The sequence below is a fragment of the Pseudomonas sp. S3_A09 genome (genome assembly GCF_054668065.1).
The window spans coordinates 4,300,085-4,323,614 of the sequence record NZ_CP162752.1; the positions used below are offsets into that span (position 1 = coordinate 4,300,085).

Below are 23,530 nucleotides of genomic sequence, written 5' to 3' on the forward strand. Positions count from 1 at the left end.
TTTAATCTCGGCTAAGGCAAGTGACGTGTTTTGTTGATGGGCAGAATGCCATCTTTTAGCGCCTGACTGGAAGGGGGAATCGGATGCTTATGAGGTTTGGGTGGTATAAAAATGGTACGCGGTATTTTTTAATATCGTGTAGCCGTTGAATATAGAGGGCTGTAGGGAAACTATGTCCAATCCATCATGGGAGCTACGGAGAAGCGGCGGGAGAGGGTGGCGGTTTGTAGGGGCATTTGGGGTCTGAGTCAACGAGGCGAATATCGCGCAGTTTATCAGGGATGCATCTTGGCTGTCCGAGAGCACTGTTTCGCGCATTCAACACTTCGAACGGGAACGGTAGCCGCCTGTGGATTTTCGAGTCCGATATAGTTTGCTTCGTCTTCCAGATGCTTGAGTGCGCTTTCAAGCCACTCAACTCGCATGCCGACGCCAGCTCTGAACGCGCCTAGTTGCCATATGGTCATCGGTGGCGAATTTGCCTAGCTCGGCTTCTTTCACTGCCAACTCGATCTGAGCTGTCGGCGTTTTTTCGTGCTCGATGTCGTCGTGCAGAACCTCCATCGCCAGGTCACTCAGAGTCTGGCCGTTGGTTTTGACCAGGTCGGCAAGACCCCAAGGCGGCAACCTGAACCCACGCCGTCCCCCTGCAAAGTTTCATAATTCCCTGCGTCGTTGAGGACTACGCTCCTGCTTAAGAGAGGACCTCCGCGCCTCCCGTCCACAGGGAACTGAAAACATGATTTCCAACCTCGTCAAAGTCGCGATGATTGCTGGCACGTTGCTGTTGGCCGCTTGTTCGTCGGGCTCATCAGGCTTGAACAGCGATCCGTGCTTTTCAGGCGGATGCCAGGCGTTTGGGGACCACAGCCCCAGCAAGGCCGCCAAGATGAATTTTGGCGGCAGCGGGCTGGGGAGTAGTTATGGGGAGTATGGGGCGGGGTTGTTGCATGATGATTGATGGGGGCGGGCAGTCATTATTTATTGACTGGCCCACCGCTATCGCGGGCAAGCCCGCTTCCACATCAGAGTGCCCACATTAGGGCTGTGGTGGTCTGGGAAGTGTCACTGCCCGCCTTTCATGCGACGGGCTATCAGGTAGATGCCCAGGCCAACCAGCGCTGTCGCGGCGCCGATGTAGCCGGTGCTGGTCCAGCCGTATCCGGCCGTAATCGCCATGCCGCCGAACCATGGCCCCAGCGCGTTCGCCAGGTTGAACGCCGCGTGGTTGGACGCTGCCGCCAGGCTCGGGGCTTCGTGGGCAATATCCATCAGGCGGATTTGCAGCGGTGCGGCCAGGGCCACCATGGTGCCGACCAGACCCATGCTCAGCAGCACGCCCCACAGCGACGATGCCGCGAAGGGGAAGAACAGCAGCACGGCCATCGACCACACCAGGATCAAGCCCACTGCACGGAACTGCATGCGATCGAACAGTTTGCCACCGGCAATGTTGCCGATGATGCCGCCCACGCCAAACGCCGCCAGGCCGAAGGGAATCCACTGCGGCGACACTTTGGTCACTTCCAGCATCGTCGGCGCCAGGTAGCTGAACACGCAGAACATCCCGGCAAACCCAATCGCACCAATCGACAAGGCCATCCACACTTGAGGCTTGGTGAAAGCGCGCATCTCCTTGCGCGGGTCGCTGCGTTGTTCGTCGTGGCGATGGGGCACGTACTGCCAGACGAGCGCGATGGTGCACAGGGCAATCACGCTGACCAGCGCAAATGCCGAGCGCCAGCCAAGGTGCTGGCCAAGGAAGGTGGCGATGGGGTTGCCGAGCAGCATGGCCAGGGTCAAGCCCATCATCACGCGGGCCACGGCGCCGGCGCGTTTGTCGTTGGGTACCATGCTGGACGCGACGACGGCAGCGATGCCGAAGTAGGCGCCGTGGGGCAGGCCGCTGATGAAGCGAAAGGCCACCAGCGAACCGAAGGTCGGGGTGAACGCAGTGGCCAGGTTGCCGAGGGCGTACAGGCCCATCAGCAACAGCAGCATGTGTTTACGCAGCAGCTTGGCGCCGAGGATCGCTAGCAGCGGGGCACCAACCATGACGCCCAGGGCGTAGGCGCTGATGGCGTGGCCGACCTGGGGTTCGCTCAAACCCAGGTTTTGGGCGATGTCGGGCATCAACCCCATGATGGCAAATTCGCCAGTACCGATCGCGAAGGCGCCCACGGCCATGGCCGCTTCCATTTTGGCGGCGCTGCGCGCGGGCAGCACGTGCCCGGGTGTTTGCTGGATAGTCATGGGTAACTCTATTGGGATGGATTGCACGAAGGAGAGCCGCCGATGCTACGCAAGCAGCGGCAAAGGTGTCTAGAACAGCCTTTTGCGTGAGAGTTCCGGGCCTGTGACCTCAGGTCGCGCCTGCCACGCTTGACATCGACGGGTTAAAACCCGCGATTTAGAGCTGTCAATTGGCCAAACAGCGCATAACGGCCTTTTGCCGTGATATTCTGCGCGCCGTCTTGGTCTAGTCTTTCTCTGGTGCGTACATCCGTATACGTCCCAGCGATTGGCTCTCGCCCAGGTAGCTGAAGCCAATAATGATAAGAAGTCAGCGCAGAAGGGACATAAACAGTGAGGTCGATACGTCGGCCTTGTGTGCCCACCCTGCGGCTCTCTCGTGAATGTGCAAACCCCGCGGTGCGTTGCCTGGCGCAGCGTGATAGAGGGTTGCCCATGATCAGGGGCGGTAGGGCGGATGGCGTTTTATCATAGGTGCTACTGATGTTTAAAAAAGTAAACACTGCCCTGCTGGGGCTGGCTTTGTCGCTGGGGATCAGCTCCGTTCACGCGGAAGAGGCAAAGAAAGTCGATGTGCTGCTGATCGGCGGCGGCATTATGAGTGCGACCCTGGGTGTATGGCTCAATGAGCTGGAGCCGGGTTGGTCGATGGAAATGGTCGAGCGCCTCGACGGCGTCGCCGAAGAAAGCTCCAACGGCTGGAACAACGCCGGTACCGGTCACTCGGCCCTGGCTGAGCTGAACTACACCCCTGAAGACAAGAACGGCAACGTTGAGATCCCGAAAGCGGTCGAGATCAACGAAGCGTTCCAGATCTCCCGTCAGTTCTGGGCCTGGCAGGTCCGTCAGGGCGTGCTGAAGGACCCGCGTTCGTTCATCAACACCACACCGCACATGAGTTTTGTGTGGGGCGATGACAACATCAAGTTCCTGAAAAAACGCTACGAAGCCCTGAAAGCCAGCCCGCTGTTCGCCGGCATGCAGTACTCCGAAGACCCGGCGCAGATCGCCAAGTGGGTTCCGCTGATGATGGAAGGGCGTGACCCGAACCAGAAAATCGCGGCCACCTGGAGCCCGCTGGGTACCGACATGAACTTCGGCGAGATCACCCGCCAGTTCGTCGCTCACCTGCAAACCACCCCTAAGTTCGACCTGAAACTGTCGAGCGAAGTGCAGGACATCACCAAGAACGCCGACGGTTCGTGGCGTGTGAGCTACAAAAACCTGAAAGATGGCACCAAGACCGAGACCGACGCCAAGTTTGTGTTCATCGGCGCGGGCGGCGGTGCACTGCACTTGCTGCAAAAGTCGGGCATTCCTGAAGCCAAGGAATACGCTGGCTTCCCGGTAGGCGGCTCGTTCCTGGTGACCGATAACCCAACCGTGGCCGAGCAGCACCTGGCCAAGGCCTACGGTAAAGCTTCGGTTGGCGCACCGCCGATGTCGGTTCCGCACCTGGACACCCGTGTCCTGGACGGCAAGCGCGTGATCCTGTTTGGCCCATTCGCCACCTTCTCGACCAAGTTCCTGAAAGAAGGCTCGTACCTGGACCTGCTGACCAGCACCACCACCCACAACATCTGGCCAATGACCAAAGTCGGTATTCGCGAATACCCACTGGTCGAGTACCTCGCCGGCCAACTGATGCTGTCGGACGACGACCGCTTCAAGGCGCTGCAAGAGTACTTCCCGAACGCCAAGCAATCCGACTGGCGCCTGTGGCAAGCCGGTCAGCGCGTGCAGATCATCAAGCGTGACGAAGAGCAGGGCGGCGTGCTGAAACTCGGCACCGAAGTTGTCAGCTCCGCCGACAACACCATTGCCGGCCTGTTGGGCGCATCGCCAGGCGCGTCCACCGCGGCTCCGATCATGCTGACCGTGCTGCAGAAAGTGTTCAAGGACAAGGTGGCGACCCCTGAGTGGCAGACCAAGCTGCACCAGATCGTACCGAGCTACGGCACCAAGCTGAACGACAGCCCTGAAGCGGTTGCCAAGGAATGGGCCTACACCGCCGAGATCCTGCAACTGCCTACACCGCCTGTGATTCCGCAAGTGGCTGCACCAAAGGCCACCGAGGCTGCCAAGCCTGCGGCTGAGCCGAGCAAGCCGGCGTCTGACCTGGCGCTGTAAGCCAAGCCTGATGTTAAAAAGCCCGCTGACCGGTAACGGTCAGCGGGCTTTTTTAGGCGTGCTGTTCAGACCTTGAAATGCCTGACTTGCTCATGCAAGTGCAACGCCAGCGCATTACCGGTATCGCACAGCAGGTACAGATGCTGCGCCGGCAGAGGCGGCAGCTCTGTCATGTGCATCAGCCCTTCGCCCATACGGCTTTCTTCCATCAGGCCCACCGCCACGCCACTGCGCGCGCAGGCTTCGACCGCTGATGAGTTGGGGCTTTCCAGCAGCACACGGTGGAAAATCCCATGGTCTTTCAACGCCTGCAAGGCCGCCGCACGATACGGGCAGCCGGCGACAGGCACGGTGATCGGCAGCGCCGCGTTCGGCGGATAACTGAAATGCTCGGCCGCCACCCACAGCGGCTGAACCGGCCCCAGGCGCTCGCCCTGTGCCAGTGGTTGGGCACTGACGGTGATAGCTAGGTCGAGCTGGTTGGCCATAAACAAATTCAACAGTTCACCGCTGGTACGCGCTTCGACTTCCAGCTCCAGCAACGGGTTGTCGGCGATCAACTGGGGCAGCAAATCCTGCATAAACGCCGGTGCGTAGGTGTCGGGAATGCCCAAGCGAATTTTTCCCTGCATGCGCTGTGGCATCAGCGAGATCAGCAGGCGGTCATGACTCTTGAGGAACTCGATGGTTTCGACCAGCAGTTTCCTGCCGTACAGGGTCAGCTCAACGCCTTGATTGCTACGGCTGAACAGGCGTTGGCCGACCTGATCCTCCAACTTTTGTATCTGTGTCGTCACGGTGGAGGCACTGCGGTGCACATGCTCGGCTGCTTCGTTGAACCGCCCAAAGCGCGCCACGGCATGGAACGTGCGCAACAGGTCGATATTCAGTTGTTTGGCCATGATTCCACTATTGCGAATTGATAGTGCAGCTTATTCAAATATACAGAAGCATGTGCTGCCCTTAGCCTTTCAGTCAACTTGGACTGACGGGCAGGCTTCATGACGCGACCAACCTTAAAGCGGCTGTTGTTGCAGGTGGCATTTGTACTTTCATGGAGCTCTGGCTATATCGGCGCCAAACTGGGTACGCAAGGCGGCGGTGCCTTCAATCTGCTGTTCTGGCGCTTCCTGCTGGTCTCGCTGTGCCTGGGGCTGTTCTTGAACGTCAGGTTACTGAAGGTTTCTTGGGTGCAGGTTCGCCATTACGCCGTCACCGGATTTCTCTCGCAGTTCCTGTACCTGAGTTGCCTCTACGTCGCGATCCAGAATGGTTTGTCTCCCGGCATCGCTGCAATCATCGCGGCGACGCAACCGTTAATGACGGCGGCGCTGTCGAGTGGCAGCGCGGCTGAACGCAGTGGCGGCTGGCAGTGGACGGGGCTGATGATCAGCTTCGTAGGCGTATCCATCGTGATCGCTGGGCAGTACGGCGGTGGTGGGGAGGGCGTCGGCCTGGTCATGTACCTGTTGCCCCTGGCCGCCGCGTTGGGGCTGACGCTGGCGACCCTGTATGAGCGCCGCACCGTTCAACGCCAGGACGCAGGCTTGGTGCTGCCGCTGTTCATCCAGTCGTTGCTGACCTTGATCGGTTTTACCGGCGCCGTGCTCTACACCGATACGCTAAGTATTCCCCACGACCCTGACGTGTTGATCTCAATTGTCTGGCTCACCCTGTTCTCCACCTTCGTCGCCTATTTGAGCCTGTGGATGCTGCTGCGCGTGATGACCGCGACCCAGGTGGCGGCGCTGGTCTACCTGGAACCGCCGGTCACCCTGGTATGGGCGGCGCTGATGTTTGGCGACGTGATCCAGGTCTCGACCTACGCCGGCATTGCCGTGGTCGTCGGCGGGCTGTTGTTGATACGCCGCAAGCGACCGACCGTCGCCTGCGCCTCTTGAGGACTGCGGGTTCAGCAAGCTGACAGACATCACCTGTTAAAAATACTCAGGGCCGAGCAGGAGCGAGGTTGAAACAAGGGGGCATTTTTTAACGGTGCAGGTAGTGGGCGTCAACGCCCGAGGGTTTTTTATGTTGCTACGTTATGCAGCATTGGTAGCCATGGTCGTCGCGGCATCCGGGTGTGTGCAAGAGCGCGTCGTGCACGAGCGCAGGCCGGTGCAACGTGAGTATGTCGAAGTCGTCGCGCCGCAACCGCCGCCAGTGCAAGTGATCGAAGTCGAGCCGCCGGTGCGCTACGGCTATATATGGTCGCGCGGTTACTGGCGTTGGGAAGGCGGACGCTATGTCGCGGTGCATGGCCACTGGGAGCCGGTGCGCGAGGGGTACCGCTACGTGCATCCGCATTGGGTGCAGCGTAATGATGGGTATCACTGGCAGGGTGGGGGCTGGGTTCGCTGAGTCAGGCTAAATCGGCTTTTGGGTGCCCAGGAGCCGAACCTCCCGCAGCAGTGCAGCACCGAGTTGATCGCTGCCCAGTTCCTGGTAGCCCACTATCCTGGTCGCGCCGTTCTCTTCAGCCTGGATGATGATCACCGGCGTTTCCTTGCCGGTGGCCTCGTCTACGTGCAGGGCGTACTGCGGGACATCCACGTTGATCGGTGTTCCCGCCGGTTTGCCTTGCACATTGATCAGGAACGCCGCGCAGCCGCTGTCGATATCTGCACTTGTGGCGGCGCGCCCGCTGACGAAGCAGGTTTTGGGCAAGTCGGGCCAGGCGATGGTGTCGGCCAGGGCGAGGGTTGGCGCCAGGGCCATGGCGGCGAGAAGCAGCGTGCGCACGTTGGTCGTTCTCTTGATCGGAGTAGAGGCGTTTTTTACCAAAGCCCGGAACTCCCCGCAACGCGGAGGCTTCAGGCGAGGCGTTTCATGCCCGTTCCCTTGGCCGCGTCGAGGTCAAAGGTGGCGGTGTACTCACAGCCTGCCGCATGGGCGCAGCGTTCGATCAGGTAGTCGGCGAAATCGGCTTTACCGGCCGTGAATCGGCGCAGTGCCTGCCAGATGATTTCGGCATGCTCAACGGTCAGCTCACGGGTACGCAGCAGCGTTTCCAGCACCGTCACCACGTCGCTTTTGGTCGATTGATAGCAGCTTTGCAGCACCCAGACCAACTCCACCACGGACACCAGACTGACGAAGCCCGGTGAAACGGTGGTCAGCGATTCGATCAAGGCAGAGGCCTTGGGTGATTGCACGGGGTCATCCTGGGTGACGTAACGCACCAGCACATTGGTATCGAGCCCAATCATCCTGCCTTGGCTCCCTGCACGGCGATGGCGCGGTTCATGTCTGCGATCGATACGGCCTGTGCGGGCTTGCGGACAAGCCCCTTGAGATCCTGGACGGTTCTGCTCGCGGCAATAATGGAAAACGTGCCGTCTTCCGTTTCGACAAATTCAACCCGGTCGCCCGTTTCCAGGCCAAGTGCGGTGCGCACTTTTACAGGGATGGTGATTTGCCCTTTTGAGGTCAGTGTGGCGGTCGACATCGTGAAAATCTCCATCGTGATATTCCTTACCCTAAGGTAAGGATTTATGAAGGGCAAGATCCGTTGGTCCATAGGTCGCTCGCTGGTGTGAGTAGGTGGGAACAGGTAAAACCCTAGCTCGAACGTTGCACGCTCACACGCCCGCCTCAGGCCCAAAGAGATACAAGCTATGACCGACCGCCATCTGATCATTCCTGCCACCATGCAACCCATTGTCGAGCGCGCCGGCTACGTGCCAGCGGTAAAGGTTGGCAACACTCTTTACTGCGCGGGCCAGGTCGGCCGCACTCCGCAACTGGCCGTGATCGAAGATCCCGAGGCGCAATTCATCGCCGCCTCGGGAAACCTGCGGGAAGTATTGGAGGAGGGTGGTTGCCGCTTCGAAGACGTGGTGGACATGACGACCTACCACGTCAACATGAGCCAGCACATGGCAGTTTTCCGTGACGTGAAAAACCGCCTGTTCCCACGCGGGCATTGCGCCTGGACCACCATCGGGGTGTCCGAACTGGCACACCCCGGTCTGCTGGTGGAAATCAAATGCGTGGCGGTGCAGCGCTAGCTTACTGAACCACTCGATAACACGGCACATACGCCGCGCCGCCTGGCAGCTTCATGCGGTGCTGGGCGACAAACGCCTGTAGCAGCTCGTCCAGCGGTTTCATGATGGCCGGGTCACCGTGGATTTCGTAAGGACCGTTCTGCTCGATCAGGCGGATGCCTTTGTCCTTTACGTTACCGGCCACGATCCCGGAGAACGCACGGCGCAAGTTGGCGGCGAGTTCGTGGGGCGGCAATGCGTGGCTCAGTTGCAGGCTTGCCATGTTCTCGTGGGTCGGGTCGAACGGGCGCTGGAAGCCTTCGTCGATCTTCAGTAGCCAGTTGAAGTGGAACGCGTCGTTGCGCTCGCGGCGGAACTGCTTCACGGCCTTGAGGCCGACGGTCATCTGGCGCGCCACTTCGGCCGGGTCATCGATGATGATCTGGTAGTGCGCTTGCGCCGCTTCGCCCAGGGTGGCACCGACGAATGCGTGCAACTGTTGCAGGTACGGCGCGGCATGTTTCGGCCCGGTGAGGATGACCGGGAAGGGCAGGTCGCGGTTGTCCGGGTGCATCAGGATGCCCAGCAGGTACAGAAACTCTTCGGCCGTGCCCGCACCGCCCGGGAAGATGATGATGCCGTGGCCGACGCGAACGAAGGCTTCCAGGCGTTTTTCGATGTCCGGCAGGATCACCAGCTCATTGACGATCGGGTTCGGCGCTTCGGCGGCGATGATGCCCGGCTCGGTCAGGCCAAGGTAGCGCCCGCCGGTAATGCGTTGCTTGGCGTGGGAAATGGTCGCGCCTTTCATAGGACCTTTCATCACGCCGGGGCCGCAGCCCGTGCAAACGTCGAGGCTGCGCAGGCCCAGTTCGTGGCCGACTTTCTTGGTGTATTTGTATTCTTCGGTATTGATCGAGTGCCCGCCCCAGCACACCACGATTTTCGGCTCGACACCGGGGCGTAGCGTACGGGCGTTGCGCAGCAGGTGGAACACATAGTCTGTGATGCCCTGGGAGTTGCTCAGGTCGATGCGCTGGCTGTCCAACTCGTTTTCGGTGTAGACGATGTCACGCAGGGCGCTGAACAGCATTTCGCGGGTGCTGGCGATCATTTCGCCATCGACGAAGGCATCGGCGGGGGCGTTCAGCAATTCCAGGCGCACGCCACGGTCCTGTTGATGAATGCGCACTTCGAAGTCTTTGTAGGCGTCGAGGATGGTCTTGGCGTTGTCGATGTGCGCGCCGGTGTTGAGGATCGCCAGGGCGCACTGGCGGAATAGGGTGTAGATGCTGCCGGTACCGGCTTCGCTCAGTTGCTGGACTTCACGTTGGGACAGGGTTTCGAGGCTGCCTTTGGGGCTGACGGACGCATTGATGACTTGACGTTGGGGCATTCTGATTCCTTGAAAGCGCAGCCACCGCACCCGCGAGGGACCGCGATGGCTTGAGAATGATGGGCGCCGAATTCGGTCGCACGAGACGGATATTTACCTCAGGCGCAAGGCCGAGCGCAAACACCGTCCAACACCATCATGCCGCAGAACTTACTGAATCAGCTTCCAGTTTTTGTAGAAAACCCGACGCAGGGTAAAGGCCATGCCGGCAAACCCCGCGATCACGGCGTTGAGAACCTGGGGCACCGGTGTCGGTCGCACGATATCGATAAACAGGCAGTAACGCTTGGCATCATTTTTGTTGAAAGAGGCGTGCATCAGGGTGTCATCGAAAATAAACAGCGGGTCGTCGTGCCAGTAATGCTTGTGCCTGCCCACCTGGATGTAGACGCCCTCGTGATGGGGCGCCGGTGCCATGTTGTAGAGCACGCGGAACATCATGCGCAGGGGGCCGAAATGAAATGAGGTGGAGCGGTTTTCATTGAATACCGACACGCCAATGGTTTTCACGAACGGTAGTTTTCTGCGCAGTCTCGGAATGTCGAGGGTGGTCTCGATGGGTTGGCCATACCACTGGAAAAACAACATGCCGCGCTTCTTCTCGGCCATGCGTTCGTCCAGGTAACCAATGATTTCGTCCTTGTGGGCCATGGCGTCTTCGATCACCTGTTGCAGCTCTTCACGCCAGGCTGGCGGTAGGTCGGCCATGGTGTAAACGTGTCGGTTACGCGAGCTCAACAGGTCGAACAGGGTATTGAACGGCGCCAGCAGCCAGGTGTTGCGGCCGCTGCCGATAAAATATTTCTTGATGGTGGGCGCGTCGTACAGGCCATTGCGCAGGAAGTCGTAAATACCGCAGATCACCACCAGCCCGAGAAATACCAATGTGGTTTCGGGGAACATATCAATAATCAGCAGGACGCCGAGTACCCAGGCGACCGATGCCGCTTTTTTACGCAAAGCAGGCTTGTTCATGACACTCAGCTCCAGCAGGACGCCATTCGACAGGTCCGGATCCGTGGCCGCGAGTGGTGGGGTTTTGAAACATATTGAAACAACTGCGTCATGATAAGGCGTTCGGCGCTGGAGAGGCGTTTTAAATATTGCAAAATTGTGAAGGCTCTACACAGTTTTTAACGTTGGCTGCGTTGAGCGGATTGGATTTTGTAAACAGAAGATTTGCGACTATCGTGACGCTTCGGTTTTTTGGACGTCATAGACCGGTACGATTGAAGTTGAATGGCCACCACTGGCCTTCGGCACCTTGGAAGAGGCAGAAATTTTATGATCATCAAACCGCGGGTTCGTGGCTTCATCTGTGTGACCGCTCACCCTGTTGGCTGTGAAGCGAACGTCAAAGAGCAGATCGACTACGTCACTCAGCACGGCGTCATCGAAGGCGGCCCGAAAAAGGTCCTGGTCCTCGGTGCATCCACCGGTTACGGCCTGGCCGCGCGCATCAGCGCTGCGTTTGGCTGCGGCGCCGATACCCTGGGCGTGTTTTTTGAGAAAGAAGGCGAAGAAGGCAAGCTGAGTTCCGCCGGCTGGTACAACAGCGCCGCATTCGAGAAATTTGCAGTCGAGAAAGGCCTTTACGCCAAGAGCATCAACGGCGACGCGTTCTCTGACGAGATCAAGCGCCTGACCATCGAAACCATCAAGAAAGACCTGGGCAAGATCGACCTGGTCGTCTACAGCCTGGCCGCGCCACGCCGTACCGACCCGCAAGGCGTGGTGCACAATTCCACCCTTAAGCCGATCGGCAAGGCTGTGACCCTGCGCGGTATCAACACCGACAAGGGCGTTGTGGTCGACACCACCCTGGAGCCTGCAACCCAGGAAGAAATCGACGGCACCGTCAAAGTGATGGGCGGCGAAGATTGGCAGCTGTGGATCGACGCCCTGCGTGACGCCGACGTGCTGGCCGAAGGCGCCAAGACCACCGCGTTCACCTACCTTGGCGAGAAGCTGACCCAGGACATCTACTGGAACGGCTCCATCGGCGAAGCCAAGAAAGACCTCGACAAGAAAGTCCTGACCCTGCGCGACAACCTCGCTGCACTCAAGGGCGATGCCCGTGTATCGGTGCTCAAGGCCGTGGTCACCCAGGCCAGCTCGGCCATCCCGATCATGCCGCTGTACCTGTCTCTGCTGTTCAAAGTGATGAAAGAGCAGGGCACCCACGAAGGTTGCATCGAGCAGGTCTACGGCCTGTTCAAGGACAGCCTGTACGGCAGCCAGCCGAAACTCGACGCCGACGGCCGCCTGCGTGCCGACCTGGCCGAGCTGGAACCGAAGGTCCAGGACGCCGTGGCAGCCCTGTGGAACCAGGTCACCGACGACAACGTCAACGAGATCAGCGATTTTGCCGGCTACAAGGCTGAATTCCTGCGCTTGTTCGGTTTTGAAATCGATGGCGTGGACTACGATGCTGACGTGAACCCGACCGTGAAGATCAACGGTCTCATCTCGGCATAATTGCTGGGGTCGACAGCAGCCTCGATAAGCCTGTTATCAGGCTGCTGTCTGGTTTGCGCCCAAGGTGCTCAATCTTGGCGAAAGGTCGACGCCAGCCGCTCCTGCGCATGGGTGAAACCAGAGCGTTTGATGCCAGTTACTTCTTTCTCCCAAAGCGGATTAACAGCAACGTGATAGCCGCTGTCTTTGGCTGTTGTTATCAGTTCCGCCATTTCCTTGCTGTTGTTGATGATGCTGACCTCGTCAAAGCGCCCAAGCTTTGTGGGTAGAAAGAAGGTTGCCGGGTAGTTGGCGGCGACTTCCGTCGCGGGGCTACCGGAGTCCGCATTGTGGTGTACCACCCGCTCTCCATTGCCGACTAAGCGGTGATTGATCAGCTCAATCATTTGCTTTATCCGTGGCGTGGCATTGCCCAGATCGGGGTCTTCCTTTTGATAGAAGTGTGCAGCGCTTTCATAGTCTGCGCGTAACGCTTGCGGCACTTGAAAAGTGCTGGGGTCAGGTCGTTGCTGCCTGTAGCGATCGATTCGCTGAGTGAAAACACTGTGCGCTATGTCGGGCACTGGGATTCTGTCCTGTGGGCCAAAATCGCTGAGGTGGGGCGCGACCATGTGCAGGTCATAATCGGCCGTCAATGCCTTGCCTCCTTCGCGTTTTGCCAGCACTTCAATGGGTTTGCCTTCGTGGAAGATCAGATAGCTATCTTCTGAGGGCGATGTGCGTTTGCCTTCGAATGCATACATCTGCTGGCTGGGGCCTTGAGCACTGAAACGCAGCGTGTCGCTGTGTGTCTTTGTTGTCAGGTCGGTGATCTGGCCGAGTTTCATCAGTTCGCCGAGGCGGTGGCTCGAAATACTCAGAGGCACTGCGACGGCATGTCCATCGCGGATGCACTCCTGGATTTGTTCGTTGGCGCGGGTCACTTTTGCGGGCGCGTCCTCCTTGAATTTTTCAAGCTTGCTGAACGCTTGGTTCGTACAGATCAGGCCAGCCTGCGGTCCCCAGTTGGCACTTTTTCCCTTGATGTGAAAATCCTTGGTGGGGTGACCGGCCTCTATCAACCCGGTAGCCACGGTTTCTACGGGACGTACACCGATGATGGAGTTGGTATCCACCGCGATATTTTGCAAGGGCGCAAGATGGCTCGGCACTATTCCGGTCTGCCCCCTGACGCGTTCAAGTGCGAGATTTACCGAGTTGTTCGTCTCTTGGGCGATGCCAGTCGACCGACTGGCTTGAGCGCTCAGTACTACGTGCAGGCTGAGTGCGGAAGGTGAAATAGCAGGGGAGATGATGTCTCTCATTGAATGTCTCCAAGTCATGTTTCATCGGCATGTTGGATGATCCCTTCCAGACCCGAGCATTCCCTCGATTGCAGGGCAGACACTAGAGCCATTTTTTAGGGGCGGGGCGAAAAAAGTATGTCTGGCTGTACGGCGCCGAATCGACGAAAGACGGTGCAAGTCTCGAATGCCGGGGGTTACAGCGCTGCTGGTAGTGCGCGTTCCATGACATTATCGGAAGGGGCCTACAGTTGATTGCTTGCCGCCGCGTGTCATTGCTGTAGGAGACTGTCGCAGCACATTAGTTAATTGGGAGGCGCATATGACCGTGCGTGCAGTGGTTTTTGATTTCGGCGGGGTCCTGTTCGATTGGAGCCCGCAGCACCTTTACCGCAAGCTGATTGCCGATGATGGCGAACGGCAGTGGTTTCTCGAGAATATCTGTACCCAGGCGTGGAACACCGAGCAGGATGCCGGTCGCTCCCTGGCCGAAGGCACCCGCAGCCTGATCGAGCAATACCCGCATCATGAACGCCTGATCCAAGCCTATTACGATCGCTGGCACGAAATGCTGCGTGGCCCGTTGACGGAAGGCGTGGCGATCCTCGAGGCGCTGCACCAGGCCGATATGCCGCTGTTCGGGCTCACCAACTGGTCGGCTGAGACCTTCCCGTATGCGCGGGCCAACTACCCCTTCCTCCAATTTTTTCGCGATATCGTGGTGTCCGGCGAGTTGAAACTGATCAAGCCTGACGCAGCGATCTACGACGCCAGCCTCAGCCAGGTACGGGCCCACCTGCCAGATATCCAGGCGGCGGAAGTGGTGTTTATCGATGATGTTGCCGGCAACATCGAAGCAGCCATCGCCCTCGGCTGGCGGGGGATTCATCATGTGTCCGCCGAGCGCACTGCCGCTCAATTGCGAGAATGGGGTGTGGGCTTTTAGCGCGCCCATTTTTCCATGGCGAAATCCACAAAGGCGCGCAGCTTGGGCAGCCGATAACGGTCCTGGCCGTAGAGCAGATGCATGGGGCGGCTGGGGAGTCGATAGGCGGTGAGCAAGGCCACCAGCTTGCCGCTCTCCAGATCCGGCTGCACCAGGGCATCGGCCAGCATGATGATGCCCATGCCGTTGACGGCCGCCTGGCGTAGGCCTTGCGAGCTGTTGATGGTCAAAGAGCCGGATACTGGAACCTCCACCTCGCCGCTCTCGCCGGTCATGCGCCACAGTTTGTCGGCGTCGCGCCAGTTGTCACTCGCCGGGTAGGCGAACGCCAGGCAGTCGTGGTGCTGCAGGTCCTCGGGGGTCTGAGGTGTACCACGTCGCGCCAGGTAATCAGGTGATGCGCAGAGGGTGAGGGTGTAGGCCTGCATTGGCCTGGCGATCAGACTGGATGTTTCCAGTTCGCCAAGGCGAATCGCCGCGTCGAAGCCGCTGTCGACCAAGTCCATCCGCTCATTGCTCAGTACCACGTACAGATTGATCAATGGGTAGCGTCGGGAAAATTCGCTCAAGGCCGGTGTAAGGCGTTCGGTGCCGAACACGGGGGGCGCGGTGATGCGCAGGGTGCCTTTGGGGACATCACTGTGGGCTTGCTCGGCAAGCTGTTCGGAGTCGGCTACCAGCCCCAGTACTTCCAGGCAACGCTGGTAATACTGGCCACCAAATTCAGTGAGACTTTGTTTGCGTGTGGTGCGTTTGAGCAGGCTGACGCCCAGCCGCTGCTCCAGCGCACGTAGGTGGTTGCCGACCATGGTGGTAGACATCCCGCAGGCTTGGGCTGCCGCCGTCATGCTGCCGGTCTCGACCACTTTCACGTACACCGACATTGCCTGGAACAGATCCATTATCAAGCCCTGGTTTAAAGTCATTGCAGGAATGCGCAGTTTATCCAGCTCAGGTGGCTAACGATACTGCAGTCATCACTACGATGCACTGGAGCCCGCACCATGACCGCCGCCTGCCTGATGACCACTTATCAACCCTTGGCCCTGAGCTTTACCCGCGGCTTGGGTACGCGCCTATGGGACCAGCAAGGTCGCGAATACCTGGATGCGGTGGCCGGTGTGGCGGTGACCAATGTCGGCCATTCGCACCCCAGGCTGGTGGCGGCTATCAGCGAGCAGGCGGGCTTGCTGTTGCACACGTCCAATCTTTACAGCATCGACTGGCAACAACGGCTGGCCCAGCGCCTCACTCAGTTGTCAGGCCTGGATCGCGCGTTCTTCAATAATTCCGGCGCCGAGGCCAACGAAACCGCGCTTAAGCTGGCGCGCCTGCATGGCTGGAAAAAGGGCATTGAAGCGCCGTTGGTGGTGGTGATGGAGAACGCCTTTCATGGCCGTACCCTCGGCACCCTGGCCGCGAGCGATGGCCCCTCGGTCCGCCTGGGCTTCCAACAGTTGCCGGGGGATTTTCTCAAGGTGCGCTTTGGTGATCTGGCGGCACTGGAAGCGATCACCAAGGCATTTGGTCCGCGCATCACCGCGGTGCTGCTGGAACCGATCCAGGGTGAAAGTGGTGTGCTGCCGGCACCGTCGGGTTACCTGCAAGCCTTGCGCGATCACTGCACACGCCAGGGCTGGCTGATGATGCTTGACGAGATCCAGACCGGCATCGGCCGCACCGGCACCTGGTTTGCCTTCCAGCATGAAGGCATCGTCCCGGACGTGATGACCCTGGCCAAAGGCCTGGGCAATGGCGTGCCGATCGGCGCGTGCCTGGCTCGGGCCGCGGTGGCCCAATTGTTTACACCGGGCAGTCATGGCAGCACGTTTGGCGGCAACCCGCTGGCGTGTCGGGTCGGATGCACCGTGCTGGACATCATCGAAGAGCAAGGCTTGCTGCAGAACGCAGCACAACAGGGCGAACGCATGTTGGCCCGGTTACGCGTGGAATTGAATGAGCATGCGCAGGTCGTGGCGATTCGTGGCCAGGGGCTGATGATCGGTATCGAGTTGGCCAGCCCCTGCCGGGACCTGGCTCAGCGCGCCGCCCAGGAGCACGGGTTGCTGATCAACGTCACGCGGGGCAAGATCATTCGCCTGTTGCCGCCGCTGACCCTGGATACTCAGGAGGTCGAGATGATCGTGCGGGCCATTACCCGGTTACTGGCGTAGGGCCGTTAAGCCACTCTTGGTTCAGGGTTTCGGTATCGCCCAGGTACTCCAGCAGCCAAGCCATGGCCGGGGACAGCTTGTTCTGTGCCCACGCCACGCAAGACGGGCTGGCCGGAAACGGCCGGCTCAATTGCAGCGCCACCAGCTCACCGCGTTCGATCCACGGCAACACCTGATGCGCCGGCGCCATGCCTACACACAGACCGTCGCGCAAGCAATCGATCGCGGATGCCCAATTCGGCACCACCAGCCGACGCTGGTTATCCAGTGTCCAGGTGTCACGCTTGGGTAGGTTGCGCGAGGTGTCGGTCATGCACAGGGAGGCAAAGGGACGCAGCTGATCGTCGCTCAATAATCCTTCGACGCTGGCCAGCGGGTGTCGCGCGCTGACCACGCACAGCCAATTCAACAAACCCATATCGCGGAAGGTGAAGTGGCTGGCCACCGGCACCGCGCTGGTCGCGCCGATCACAATGTCGGTGCGTTCATCTGCCAGGGCATCCCACACGCCGTTGTACACTTCGTACTCCAGCAGCAACTCGACCTCGGGAAACTGTCGATAGAAGTCCAGCACCAGCTGCCGACAGCGTTGGGGTTTGACGATGGAGTCCACCGCGACCTTCAACTGGCCACTCCAGCCATTGGCGACCTGCTGGCACAGGCGCCGGGTGCCGAGCATTTTCTTCATCACGCCACGGGCTTCGTCGATAAACAGGCGGCCGGCGGGCGTCAGTTCCACGTCCCGGTGGCGTCGCACGAACAAGGGCACCGCTAGCCACTCTTCCAGCTGGCGCACGGTATAGCTGACGGCCGACGGCACTCGATGCAGTTCCTGAGCTGCGGCGCTGAAGCTGCCATGGCGTGCCACGGCGTCAACCACATCCAGGGAATATTCGGACCACATGCTGACTGCCTTCAAATTTATTGATAAGAGTGTCCAATTATTATCGCTTCACAGAGAATCTGTCAGCTTCATAATGGGCGCCAGTCAGCAAATAGTTTGATGGCAGAATGAACAAGGCTTCAATGAAAAACTCTTTTGGCTTCACTTGGTATCTGGCGGGACTGAGCATGCTCGGTTACCTCGCCATGGACATGTACTTGCCGGCATTTGGTGCCATGGGCGAGCAGTTGCAGATTGGCGCTGGCGCAGTAGGTGCCAGCTTGAGTATTTTCCTCGCCGGCTTTGCGGTGGGGCAGCTGTTGTGGGGGCCGTTGTCCGACCGCTTGGGGCGAAAGCCCATCCTGCTCGCCGGCCTGAGCCTGTTTGTGTTGGGCTGCGCGGGGATGTTCTGGGTCGAGACCGCGCCGCAATTGCTGGCGCTGCGCTTTATCCAGGCGATTGGTGTGTGTTCCGCCGCCGTGAGTTGGCAGGCACTGGTGATTGATCGCTACCCGGCCGACAAGGCCCATCGCGTGTTCGCCAGCATCATGCCGCTGATGTCGTTGTCGCCAGCGCTGGCGCCGCTGTTGGGCGCGATGGTGCTGAATCACTTCGGTTGGCAGGCGATCTTCGGCGTGTTGCTGGGGGTGTCGGTGCTGTTGCTGCTGCCGACCGTATTCCTGCGTGGCATGCCGAAACGCCCGACGGAGGGGCGCGAGCCGGTGCGCCTCGGTTATGGACAGTTGCTCACGTCCCGCGTATTTACGGGGAATGTGATGATTTTTGCCGCCTGCTCGGCCAGCTTCTTCGCCTGGCTGACGGCGTCGCCCTTCATCCTCGGCGGCATGGGCTACAGCCCGAATGATATTGGCCTGAGTTACGTATTGCCTACGTTGGCGTTCCTGGTCGGTGGCTACAGTTGCCGCAGCGCCTTGCAGCGCTTCCAGGGCAAGACGCTGTTGCCCTGGTTGCTGCTGGCGTACTGCATCAGCATGGTGGCGCTGTACCTGGTCGCCACCTTGACGGTGCCAACCCTCACCACCTTGTTGATTCCGTTCTGCCTGATGGCGCTGTGCAACGGTGCCAGTTACCCCATCGTGGTGGCGAATGCGCTGATGCCGTTTTCGGAAAATTCCGGCAAGGCGGCGGCATTGCAAAACACCCTGCAACTGGGCCTATGTTTTCTCAGCAGCCTGGTGGTGTCGTCGATGCTTGACCAGCCGCTGCTGATTACCGCGATCGTGATGCTGGCGACCGCGCCGCTGGCCGTGCTGGGCTACTGGCTGGCGCGGCCGAAAGCCGACAATTCAGTCCTGGCACCGAATCTGAAGTAACGACGCGGTCAAAACTGTGGGGGCTGGCTTGCCTGCAATAGCATCGGCTCGGTGTACCTGACACACCCAATCGCCCGCATCGCAGGCAAGCCAGCTCCCACGGTTTGATCGGGCTTCTTCAGTTAGAACGTCACTTCCAGGTTCACCGTCGGCGTCGATGTGCGGCTACCCCGGCCGCCATCCACGCCAAACTTGTTATGCCAATACTCGTAACCCACCCCAAGGTACAGGTTCGGCTTGACGCTTTTGCCCGGTCGCACCGCCACCATTAGCGCGGTGCGCATCAGGGCCTCCGGCGCGGTGTCGCGGCCGTGGTAGTCCTCGCCTTTTTCCCCGACGTAATTGATAAACCCCTGGAATTTCGCCGCATGGTTGGCGATTTCGAATGGGCGCATCCACGTCAAGTTGAGCAGGTAAGTGTCGTCGAAGGTGTGGTTCGACTCCTGCGCGCCGGGGATGCCGGTGTGGTTCCTTTCCTTGTAGTACATCAGGCTCAGGTCGAGTACGCCGACAGTGTTGAACTTCAACGTCGGGCCGATCACCAGCGCGCGTTTTTTGGCTGAGGCGAAGTTGTTGTTGCGGTTGGCGTCAAAACCCAGCGTCAGCGCGTAGTCCTTGACCAGGCCGGTGCCGAGCGGCACATCGAATACCCGCGACGCATACAGCTGGTGGCGGTACACCGCATACACCTCACTCCCGCCATGATCGGTGCCCTTGCGCGGGTCGCGGCTGTCGGACAGAAACACATCGAGGTTGAGGAAATTGCTGCCGTACTGGTAGCCGCTTGCGTGAGTGAAGCTGTAGATGCGCTTGCTGAATTCGTCGGGGTTATTCGGATTGGTGAACTGCTGGCCGTAGCGAAATCCTACGCTGTTGTTCATCCACTCTACTGCGACGGCCTCCCCGCCGCCGAGAAGGGTAAGCGCGACGGTGGCGCCCTGTAGTGCCTTTTTCATTGTTATGGGTCCTTTGGCGTTCTGGCTCATCACGGTCGGATTGTTTTTGTAACGCCGTTGGAGGGTAACTTGTCTGATTGATTGTATACAACTCTATGGACATCCACTCCAAACATTGCATACAGTGGCCGCACAACAAAAACAGAGAACCCCTCACCATGACTATCCCGAAGGCGTCACCGCAGCGGCCAGAAGATGAGAATCTCGGCGTCGCCGCCAACATGGCTTACGGTCTGCAACATGTACTCACGATGTACGGCGGAATCGTTGCGGTCCCCCTGATTGTCGGCCAGGCGGCCGGGTTGTCCCCGGCGGATATCGGCCTGCTGATCGCTGCGTCGCTGTTTGCCGGCGGCCTGGCCACGCTGCTGCAGACCTTGGGTCTACCGTTTTTTGGCTGTCAATTGCCGCTGGTGCAGGGCGTGTCGTTTGCCGGCGTGGCAACCATGGTGGCGATTGTCGGCAGTGATGGCGCCGGCGGTGTGCCGGCGATTCTTGGGGCGGTGATGGCCGCGTCGTTTATCGGGTTATTGATAACCCCCGTTTTTTCACGGATCACCAAGTTTTTCCCGCCGTTGGTCACTGGCATTGTGATCACGACCATCGGCCTGACCCTGATGCCCGTTGCGGCGCGCTGGGCCATGGGCGGCAACAGTCGCGCGGCGGATTTCGGCAGCATGTCCAACATCGGCCTTGCGGCGTTGACCCTGGTGCTGGTGTTGCTGCTGAGCAAAATCAGCAGCGCAACCATCTCGCGCTTGTCGATCCTGCTGGCGATGGTTATCGGCACGGTGATTGCGGTGTTCCTTGGCATGGCCGACTTCTCCGGCGTGACTCAGGGGCCGATGTTCGGTTTCCCAGCGCCATTCCATTTCGGCATGCCAACCTTCCACGTTGCTGCGATCATCTCCATGTGCATCGTGGTGATGGTGACCCTGGTCGAGACCTCGGCGGACATCCTGGCGGTGGGCGAGATCATCGACACCAAGGTCGATTCCAAACGCCTGGGTAACGGCCTGCGCGCCGATATGCTGTCGAGCATGTTTGCACCGATCTTCGGTTCGTTTACCCAGAGTGCGTTCGCCCAGAACGTCGGGCTGGTGGCGGTTACCGGGGTCAAGAGCCGCTTTGTGGTGGCCACCGGTGGGCTGTTTCTGGTGATTCTTGGGCTGCTGCCCTTCATGGGCAGGGTGATCGCGGCGGTGCCGACCTCCGTGTTGGGCGGTGCCGGGATAGTGCTGTTCGGCACCGTGGCGGCCAGTGGTATCCGCACGCTGTCGAAGGTGGATTACCGCAACAACATGAACTTGATTATCGTGGCCACTTCCATCGGTTTTGGCATGATCCCAATTGCGGCGCCGAGCTTCTATGATCACTTCCCGAGCTGGTTCGCGACCATTTTCCATTCGGGTATCAGCTCGTCGGCGATCATGGCGATCCTGTTGAACCTGGCGTTCAACCACTTCACCGCCGGTAATTCGGACCAGCAGTCAGTGTTTGTGGCAGGAACCGAGCGCAGTCTGTGCTTCCGAGATGTGTCGGAACTGCGTGATGGGGATTACTTCAAGGGCGGCAAGTTGTTTGATGCCGAAGGGAGAGAGATTCCGTTGGTGGCGGATGTGCCGAGGAAAGCGCACAAAGCAGAGACCACCGAGGTCTGACGCCGAACAGGGGCGCAGTGTGGGAGCTGGCTTGCCTGCGATAGCAAGGGTGAATTCACCGCCGTCATCGCAGACAAGCCAGCTCCCACATTGGAAACTATCCGGCCTTGTGTTCTTTGTAATGCACAGAACACACCTCATCCAGAAACTTCACCACGGTGCCCATGCACGCCTGGCGCTCCTCCACATGGGGCATGTGGCTGGAGTCTTCAAACAGTGCCCAGCGCACATCGGCGATTTCATCCAGGAACGGTTTGACCACCCGTGGCGTGGCTTCGTCGTGTCGGCCGGAGATCACCAGCGTGGGCACGTTAATCGCCGACAGGCGGCCAATGGAAGTCCAGTCTTTCAAGCTGCCTATCACGTGGAATTCGGTCGGGCCGCTCATGGCGTGGTACACCGTCGGGTCTGAATCGACCGCGGCGAACGTGCGCGCCACTTCCTCCGGCCACGGGATGACTCGGCACACGTGCTGGTCATAAAACACCCTTGAGGCGGCGAGGTATTCCGGGTCCAGGTAAGTGCCGGTGGCCTCGTGCTTGAGCAGGGTTTCATGCACACCTTCCGGCAACAATTTGCGCAGTCGGTTGGCTTCGCTGACCCAAGTGCGCATGCAGGTCGGCGAGTTGGCCGGGATGAACGCGCGCAAGCCCTTGGGCTGCAGGATCGCGTGTTCACTGCCGAGCATGCCGCCCCAGGATTGGCCGAGAATCGCGTAGTTATCGCTGATCTGCAGGTGGTCCAGCAGGTTGTTGAGTTCTTCGAGGAACAGGCCCACGGTCCAGAAGGACGGATCTTTTTCGGGTAGATGAGTAGAGCGGCCGTTGCCCAACTGGTCGTAGTGGATCACGGCGTGGCCGCTGGCGGCGACGTCCTTGAACGCGTCAACGTAATCATGGGTGCAACCGGGGCCGCCGTGGATAACCACCAGGGGAGTGCGACCGCTCGACAAGTCACCGGTGACGCGGTACCAGGTCTGGTAGGCGCCAAACGCCGCATACCCTTCGCGGATTTTTTCGATGAATTCCATTTCGTACCCTGCTCTGAAAAAAGGCTCAGGGACACGATAATGCGTGGGCGAAATTTAAGTAACTAGCAAAACAGCTAGGTTTTGCCGGTGGTCAGTCGTCTAGCAGGCGGTAATGGGTGGCGCGCACCACCGCCTGCACGCGGTTCTTGGCCCCCAGCTTGTGCATCGCCGAGGCCAGGTGCAAGGTGACCACCGCCAGAGAGCGGCTCAATTGCGTGGCGATTTCGGCAGCGGTCAGGCCATCGGCGGCCCATTTGAGGCACTCGCGTTCGCGTTTGGTCAGGTGGATATGCGGATAAGTGCGCAGTTCCTTGCTAAACAGCGGGTAGGCTGCTTCCTGCAAGGCATGGGAAATCAGGCTGAAATCCGACAAGGTCTGCTGCACATCCTGCAGCACGCTGCGGGCCTTGCCCGTTCGTAGTCCGGTCAGCGACGCGAAGCCGCCCCGAGGCAGGTGGATCGGTACGCTGACGCCGCAGGTCAATTCCTGGTCGTGCAAGTAGGACGACACCGGCGCATGGCAGGGATCGATGATCTTTTGCAGCGGGGTATCGACCTTGACGTCGTAGGACCATACGAACGGTGACACCGTACTCAGGGCCAGATGTTGCACCGGGTCGATCTGGTAGAACCCTTCGCTGCACCACAAGGCGTGCCAGTCGGGCGGCGTATTGCGCAGTGCGAGCACCGAGGGTGTGATCAATGCGCCATCCTGATCGATCGGCACGGGGGTGTAGTCATACACCAATGCATCGAAGCCCAGTTGCTGGGCGAGGATAAACGTATTGTCCATCTGCTCATCCAGGCTCCTGCCCGGCATCAGACGGTGATTTAACGCAGTCAGCTTGGCCAGCATCCGTTCTGCTCCCGAATTCATTTGAATCTCGACTTGCTGCAAGTAGAATGCCACGCCCCGGCGAAGGACTGCCAGGCTAAACCTATAAGAAATACTAGGTTATGGCCGCACGACATCCTAGGTAGTGTTGGTCTGATCAACGGCCGCTGCCTGCCAGCCCG

The 23,530-nt window shown here is 59.5% G+C and carries 24 protein-coding genes; 10 read left to right on the forward strand and 14 right to left on the reverse strand.

Annotated elements, in window-relative coordinates; genetic code table 11:
- Window positions 1-414: 414 nt before the first annotated feature.
- Complete coding sequence (locus AB4N92_RS20015; RefSeq protein WP_021490976.1) at window positions 415-627, reverse strand: hypothetical protein; 213 nt, start codon at window positions 625-627, stop codon at window positions 415-417.
- Window positions 628-739: 112 nt separating this feature from the next.
- On the opposite strand from AB4N92_RS20015, the gene AB4N92_RS20020 reads away from it, so the two are divergent.
- Complete coding sequence (locus AB4N92_RS20020; protein WP_047541536.1) at window positions 740-961, forward strand: hypothetical protein; 222 nt, start codon at window positions 740-742, stop codon at window positions 959-961.
- 104 nt (window positions 962-1,065) lie between these two features.
- On the opposite strand, the gene AB4N92_RS20025 is transcribed toward AB4N92_RS20020, so the two are convergent.
- On the reverse strand, window positions 1,066-2,253 hold the full coding sequence (locus AB4N92_RS20025; RefSeq protein ID WP_021490974.1) for an MFS transporter: 1,188 nt from the start codon (window positions 2,251-2,253) through the stop codon (window positions 1,066-1,068).
- Window positions 2,254-2,736: 483 nt separating this feature from the next.
- Here AB4N92_RS20025 and mqo point away from each other — a divergent pair, with 483 nt between their 5' ends.
- Complete coding sequence (mqo, locus tag AB4N92_RS20030) at window positions 2,737-4,383, forward strand: malate dehydrogenase (quinone) (protein ID WP_010212011.1); 1,647 nt, start codon at window positions 2,737-2,739, stop codon at window positions 4,381-4,383.
- A gap of 65 nt (window positions 4,384-4,448) precedes the next feature.
- Here mqo and AB4N92_RS20035 read toward each other — a convergent pair whose 3' ends face one another.
- Window positions 4,449-5,285, reverse strand: a complete 837-nt coding sequence (locus AB4N92_RS20035; RefSeq protein ID WP_236267338.1) for a LysR family transcriptional regulator — start codon at window positions 5,283-5,285, stop codon at window positions 4,449-4,451.
- Window positions 5,286-5,384: 99 nt separating this feature from the next.
- On the opposite strand from AB4N92_RS20035, the gene AB4N92_RS20040 reads away from it, so the two are divergent.
- Window positions 5,385-6,284 carry a DMT family transporter gene (locus tag AB4N92_RS20040; RefSeq protein ID WP_031290448.1) on the forward strand — a complete coding sequence of 300 codons (900 nt, stop codon included), beginning with the start codon at window positions 5,385-5,387 and terminating at the stop codon, window positions 6,282-6,284.
- A gap of 130 nt (window positions 6,285-6,414) precedes the next feature.
- The gene (locus AB4N92_RS20045; RefSeq protein WP_010212005.1) at window positions 6,415-6,744 is read left to right on the forward strand and encodes a YXWGXW repeat-containing protein; all 330 of its coding nucleotides are present in this window, start codon (window positions 6,415-6,417) and stop codon (window positions 6,742-6,744) included.
- Window positions 6,745-6,750: 6 nt separating this feature from the next.
- Here the strand turns inward: AB4N92_RS20045 and AB4N92_RS20050 are convergent, their stop codons facing one another.
- From AB4N92_RS20050 to AB4N92_RS20060, 3 genes are all read right to left on the reverse strand, one after another.
- Window positions 6,751-7,125, reverse strand: coding sequence for a hypothetical protein (locus AB4N92_RS20050; RefSeq protein WP_010212004.1), 375 nt, complete (start codon window positions 7,123-7,125; stop codon window positions 6,751-6,753).
- A 71-nt stretch (window positions 7,126-7,196) separates the two neighbouring features.
- Window positions 7,197-7,592: a PIN domain-containing protein gene (locus AB4N92_RS20055; RefSeq protein ID WP_010212003.1), complete on the reverse strand. Its 396-nt coding sequence runs from the start codon at window positions 7,590-7,592 to the stop codon at window positions 7,197-7,199.
- Entirely contained in the window at window positions 7,589-7,846 is a 258-nt protein-coding gene (locus AB4N92_RS20060; RefSeq protein WP_236267339.1) for an AbrB/MazE/SpoVT family DNA-binding domain-containing protein, read from the reverse strand. Before AB4N92_RS20060 ends, AB4N92_RS20055 begins: the two co-directional genes overlap by 4 nt.
- Before the next feature lie 154 nt (window positions 7,847-8,000).
- On the opposite strand from AB4N92_RS20060, the gene AB4N92_RS20065 reads away from it, so the two are divergent.
- On the forward strand, window positions 8,001-8,393 hold the full coding sequence (locus AB4N92_RS20065; RefSeq protein ID WP_236267340.1) for a RidA family protein: 393 nt from the start codon (window positions 8,001-8,003) through the stop codon (window positions 8,391-8,393).
- A gap of 1 nt (window position 8,394) precedes the next feature.
- On the opposite strand, the gene ppnN is transcribed toward AB4N92_RS20065, so the two are convergent.
- Window positions 8,395-9,768: a nucleotide 5'-monophosphate nucleosidase PpnN gene (ppnN, locus tag AB4N92_RS20070; RefSeq protein WP_010212000.1), complete on the reverse strand. Its 1,374-nt coding sequence runs from the start codon at window positions 9,766-9,768 to the stop codon at window positions 8,395-8,397.
- A 150-nt stretch (window positions 9,769-9,918) separates the two neighbouring features.
- A complete protein-coding gene (locus AB4N92_RS20075; RefSeq protein ID WP_010211999.1) occupies window positions 9,919-10,743 on the reverse strand; it encodes an aspartyl/asparaginyl beta-hydroxylase domain-containing protein in 825 nt (274 codons plus the stop codon).
- A 309-nt stretch (window positions 10,744-11,052) separates the two neighbouring features.
- On the opposite strand from AB4N92_RS20075, the gene fabV reads away from it, so the two are divergent.
- Window positions 11,053-12,246, forward strand: coding sequence for an enoyl-ACP reductase FabV (gene fabV / locus AB4N92_RS20080; protein WP_010211998.1), 1,194 nt, complete (start codon window positions 11,053-11,055; stop codon window positions 12,244-12,246).
- A 68-nt stretch (window positions 12,247-12,314) separates the two neighbouring features.
- On the opposite strand, the gene AB4N92_RS20085 is transcribed toward fabV, so the two are convergent.
- A complete protein-coding gene (locus tag AB4N92_RS20085) occupies window positions 12,315-13,550 on the reverse strand; it encodes an anthrax toxin-like adenylyl cyclase domain-containing protein (protein WP_198730012.1) in 1,236 nt (411 codons plus the stop codon).
- Window positions 13,551-13,851: 301 nt separating this feature from the next.
- Here AB4N92_RS20085 and AB4N92_RS20090 point away from each other — a divergent pair, with 301 nt between their 5' ends.
- Entirely contained in the window at window positions 13,852-14,475 is a 624-nt protein-coding gene (locus AB4N92_RS20090) for an HAD family hydrolase (RefSeq protein WP_198730013.1), read from the forward strand.
- On the opposite strand, the gene AB4N92_RS20095 is transcribed toward AB4N92_RS20090, so the two are convergent.
- On the reverse strand, window positions 14,472-15,377 hold the full coding sequence (locus AB4N92_RS20095; protein WP_047541546.1) for a LysR family transcriptional regulator: 906 nt from the start codon (window positions 15,375-15,377) through the stop codon (window positions 14,472-14,474). The two genes, AB4N92_RS20090 and AB4N92_RS20095, sit on opposite strands and share 4 nt — an antisense overlap.
- Before the next feature lie 102 nt (window positions 15,378-15,479).
- Here AB4N92_RS20095 and AB4N92_RS20100 point away from each other — a divergent pair, with 102 nt between their 5' ends.
- Entirely contained in the window at window positions 15,480-16,649 is a 1,170-nt protein-coding gene (locus tag AB4N92_RS20100; RefSeq protein WP_154846930.1) for an aspartate aminotransferase family protein, read from the forward strand.
- On the opposite strand, the gene punR is transcribed toward AB4N92_RS20100, so the two are convergent.
- Window positions 16,630-17,553, reverse strand: a complete 924-nt coding sequence (gene punR, locus AB4N92_RS20105; RefSeq protein WP_044286841.1) for a DNA-binding transcriptional activator PunR — start codon at window positions 17,551-17,553, stop codon at window positions 16,630-16,632. The two genes, AB4N92_RS20100 and punR, sit on opposite strands and share 20 nt — an antisense overlap.
- A gap of 122 nt (window positions 17,554-17,675) precedes the next feature.
- Between punR and punC the strand changes: the two genes are divergently transcribed.
- On the forward strand, window positions 17,676-18,866 hold the full coding sequence (punC, locus tag AB4N92_RS20110; RefSeq protein WP_010211991.1) for a purine nucleoside transporter PunC: 1,191 nt from the start codon (window positions 17,676-17,678) through the stop codon (window positions 18,864-18,866).
- Between the two features lie 122 nt (window positions 18,867-18,988).
- Here the strand turns inward: punC and AB4N92_RS20115 are convergent, their stop codons facing one another.
- Window positions 18,989-19,822, reverse strand: coding sequence for a hypothetical protein (locus tag AB4N92_RS20115; RefSeq protein ID WP_010211988.1), 834 nt, complete (start codon window positions 19,820-19,822; stop codon window positions 18,989-18,991).
- 158 nt (window positions 19,823-19,980) lie between these two features.
- Here AB4N92_RS20115 and AB4N92_RS20120 point away from each other — a divergent pair, with 158 nt between their 5' ends.
- Window positions 19,981-21,483: a nucleobase:cation symporter-2 family protein gene (locus AB4N92_RS20120; protein ID WP_460128033.1), complete on the forward strand. Its 1,503-nt coding sequence runs from the start codon at window positions 19,981-19,983 to the stop codon at window positions 21,481-21,483.
- A 97-nt stretch (window positions 21,484-21,580) separates the two neighbouring features.
- Here AB4N92_RS20120 and AB4N92_RS20125 read toward each other — a convergent pair whose 3' ends face one another.
- On the reverse strand, window positions 21,581-22,513 hold the full coding sequence (locus tag AB4N92_RS20125; protein WP_010211986.1) for a proline iminopeptidase-family hydrolase: 933 nt from the start codon (window positions 22,511-22,513) through the stop codon (window positions 21,581-21,583).
- A gap of 91 nt (window positions 22,514-22,604) precedes the next feature.
- A complete protein-coding gene (locus tag AB4N92_RS20130) occupies window positions 22,605-23,369 on the reverse strand; it encodes a LuxR family transcriptional regulator (RefSeq protein WP_010211985.1) in 765 nt (254 codons plus the stop codon).
- Window positions 23,370-23,530: the final 161 nt, after the last annotated feature.